This is a genomic window from Rhodococcus sp. PSi06, from assembly GCF_054960675.1.
Map to the genome: position 1 here is coordinate 1 of NZ_JBHNYO010000030.1, position 3075 is coordinate 3075.

At 61.8% G+C, this 3075-nt stretch carries 2 protein-coding genes; one reads left to right on the plus strand and one right to left on the minus strand.

Annotated elements, in window-relative coordinates:
- Window positions 1–1055: COG4705 family protein (locus ACFI9K_RS24885; protein ID WP_462665981.1), on the plus strand; the 1055-nt coding region annotated here is incomplete at its 5' end.
- Between the two features lie 96 nt (window positions 1056–1151).
- Here the strand turns inward: ACFI9K_RS24885 and ACFI9K_RS24890 are convergent.
- The gene (locus ACFI9K_RS24890; RefSeq protein ID WP_032368252.1) at window positions 1152–1832 is read right to left on the minus strand and encodes a HemK2/MTQ2 family protein methyltransferase; all 681 of its coding nucleotides are present in this window, start codon (window positions 1830–1832) and stop codon (window positions 1152–1154) included.
- Window positions 1833–3075: the final 1243 nt, after the last annotated feature.

Below are 3075 nucleotides of genomic sequence, written 5' to 3' on the forward strand. Positions count from 1 at the left end.
CGGTGCTTGCGGTTCAGATCTTGCTGTCGAAGTACGTGCCTGCCGTGTACTGGCTGACGGTGGTGGTGCTCAGTGTCACGGGAACGCTGTACACCGACATCCTCACCGACAGTCGCGGTGTTCCGTTGGCGGTGAGTATGTCGGTGTTCGCCGCGTTGTTGGCGGTGGTGTTCGGGGTGTGGTTCGTGCGGGAGCGGACCCTGTCGATTCACAGCATCGTCGCTGTGCCCCGAGAGCTGTTCTACTGGTTGGCGATTCTGGTGACGTTCGCGCTCGGGACCGCGGCGGGCGATTGGACGCTGAGTATCACCGGGTGGGGCCCGGGCACGTCGGTACTTCTGCCCGCCGGCTTGATCGTGGCGGTCGTCGCCGGTTGGCGGCTCGGCGCGAACGCGGTGTTGGCGTTCTGGTTGGCCTATATCCTCACCCGTCCGCTGGGGGCGAATCTCGGTGACTGGTTCGCCCAACCGGCCACTGAGCACGGTCTCGGGCTGGGCACATTCGTCACCAGTGCTGTGTTCCTGGTCGCGATCCTGGCTACGGTGCTGTATCTGACGCGAACGAAACGAGACGTGATCGGGAACCACCGTGTCGAGCCCGAACCGGTCGCCACAGACGCGCGCCGTGAGCGCGCGATGCTGGTCTATTTCGCGGCAGTCGCGGTTGCCACGGCGGGGCTTCTGTCGTGGGCGTCTGCGCAGCCACATACAGCGCCGGTAAGTGAGGCGGAGGGTTCGGGGGCTGCGATCACCGATCTCGCGCCGGGGGAGGCGATCGCGAAGTTCCCGCCGCAGCAGGTCACCGAGCTCCGCGCGATCGTCGACGACACTGCCTGGGCAGTTCGGTCCGGTCAGCAGGACGAGGCGAAAACTGCTGCGAAGAAGCTCGAAACCACCTGGGACGACGATCAACCCGCGTTGCAGCCGCTCGACGCTGCGGGGTGGACAGCGCTCGACTCGCGTATCGACGTAGTGCTCACCGCAATCCGGTCGAGCACCCCCGACCCTGGCGCGGAGACCGCTGCACTGACGGACCTCGCCGCCGCCCTGCAGTGACGAGACCACTCGCTCTGGTGCTCAGGGCCGGTTGCCCGTCGAACAGCGGCGGCGACGGACGTCGCAGGGTGAGTCATGTTCGCTCGAGGGGACGAATTAGGTACCAATGTTTTTCTGGGCCAATATCACTGCCAACTCTTCGATCCGGCATCCTGGCACGATGAGGCCGTTGGCCTCCAGCCACGCGGCGCGCGCTAGCAAGACCGGTCCGAATCCGATGGTTTGCCTGGCCACGATCGATGCTGTCAAGCCTCTTTCCTCCATCATCGCAAGCGACTTCGGAACGTCAGCGTGTTCGGAATGGACCAGTAGGAGGAACCCGTTGTCGGACAGTAGGTCTGGAGCCGCACGACACAGTGGATCCAGGAACGCTCGCCCGTCCACCCCTGCATCCCACGCCACCGAGGGGCCTTCGGTGGGTGGTAGGTGCGCACTCGGTACATACGGGGGATTGCACAGTACGACGTCGTAGGGGCCGTGTGTCAGTGCGACGGAGAGGTCGCCCTGACGCGCTTCGATATCGAGGCCGAGTCGCCGCGCGGCAGCCCTCGTCGATTCGACGGCTGCCGGTGAGATGTCCACTGCCAGTACTCGATGAGCCCCGAGCGTCGCGGCGGTCAGGGCTTGAATTCCAGACCCCGTACACAGGTCCAGTACCCGTGAGTTGTTCGGAATGCCGCGGGCAAGGACGGCTTCGGCAAGCATGTGCGAGTCGTGCTGCGGTTTGTACACCGTCCCGTGTCCGAGTAGGAGCGGGTCTGACGCTGTGGACTTCATGGTGGATCCCCCCTTCGAGCCGACGGCGACAGTGTCGTCGGGTTATGCAGCTACTCCCGTCGATTGGCCCCTGCCCGCGGCGAATGCGCGCATCGACGTTTACCGCCACCTTCATACTACCGGGCGTGTAGTAGTTGGTGTCGCCTCCAGGAGAGGGTGATCTATCGCCCGCAGCTCATGCAGCTGACTCGGTCTCTTTGCTATCGGCACTATGTCGCGTCGCAAATGTGCGAGTTATCGGTCCGTGCGGTTCAGCAGGTAGTCCCGAAGTACGTAGTTTCAGAAGGTTCCGAACTCATCACTTTGAAACATGGTGGAGTCGAATATCCACGGCGGTCCGTTTAGACGGTGCAAGATCTTGCGGGACGTCAGTGGACTGGGAGCGGGTTGCTGAAGGTCATCTTTTACTCATTACTTTGGGTCGAACTCGCATGAACACAGACGGACACAGGTGGTCACTCGATTCGCCGAACACCCAGCTCAACGGGCCGATGATGGACGTGACTGCATCCACTTGAATTGTCATCTCTTGTACAGCGGGTCCGGGGTTCGAATCCCTGATGGCGCACATCAAGTGCCCTTGAACAGCGTTTACGCTGTTCAGGGGCACTTTTTTCGTGCGGGCATGGCTGGGCATCCGCAAGCTTCGCGGAGATGGACAGCTCCGTGACCTGCGGGTTCTCAAGCGGCGTAGGGCGTTTCGGAGACTTGACTCTTAATCGCAAATCTTAAGAGTCAAGTTCGCGGCTTTTACCGCTCTGACCTGTGCAGACGGACACTGTGAAGGTATCCCCGCGCTGTCATCGGACGGTTGCGGACCCGTAACTCATCACTTACTCATCTTTTTGGCCGAAAAGAGAAGGGTGCCGTTGGGTTCTTTGGGCAGTTCAGCGCGCCGTTCAGGGGCTATACAGTCGCTGGTGCCTGGGGTTGAGTTCGTGCCCGAAGCATTCGACGTGATCGACCTGGCGGCATTGATCAGGTGGAGAGTGAGCCTGGCGGTGACGAGGAGAAGCGCGGGTTCCGCGACCTAGAGGGCGCAGACCGTGACGGGCAATGGCTGTTCAAATCCCGCAGGATCAAGCCGCTCGTAGGCTCGCAAGAGCGACGTCGGCGAGGCGATGCACCGGATAAATTGATTCGCGGTGAGGATTGGGCCGAGAGGATCTGCTGGGCCGGGTAACGCTTAGACAGGTGCTTTGTCCTTTGCAAAGAACGAAGCGGCACTAAACGCGAAACGGTT

Excerpts from the sequence above, each read along its gene's own strand:
- ACFI9K_RS24890 (WP_032368252.1), bottom strand. The coding sequence starts at position 1,832 with ATGAAGTCCACAGCGTCAGACCCGCTCCTACTCGGACACGGGACGGTG.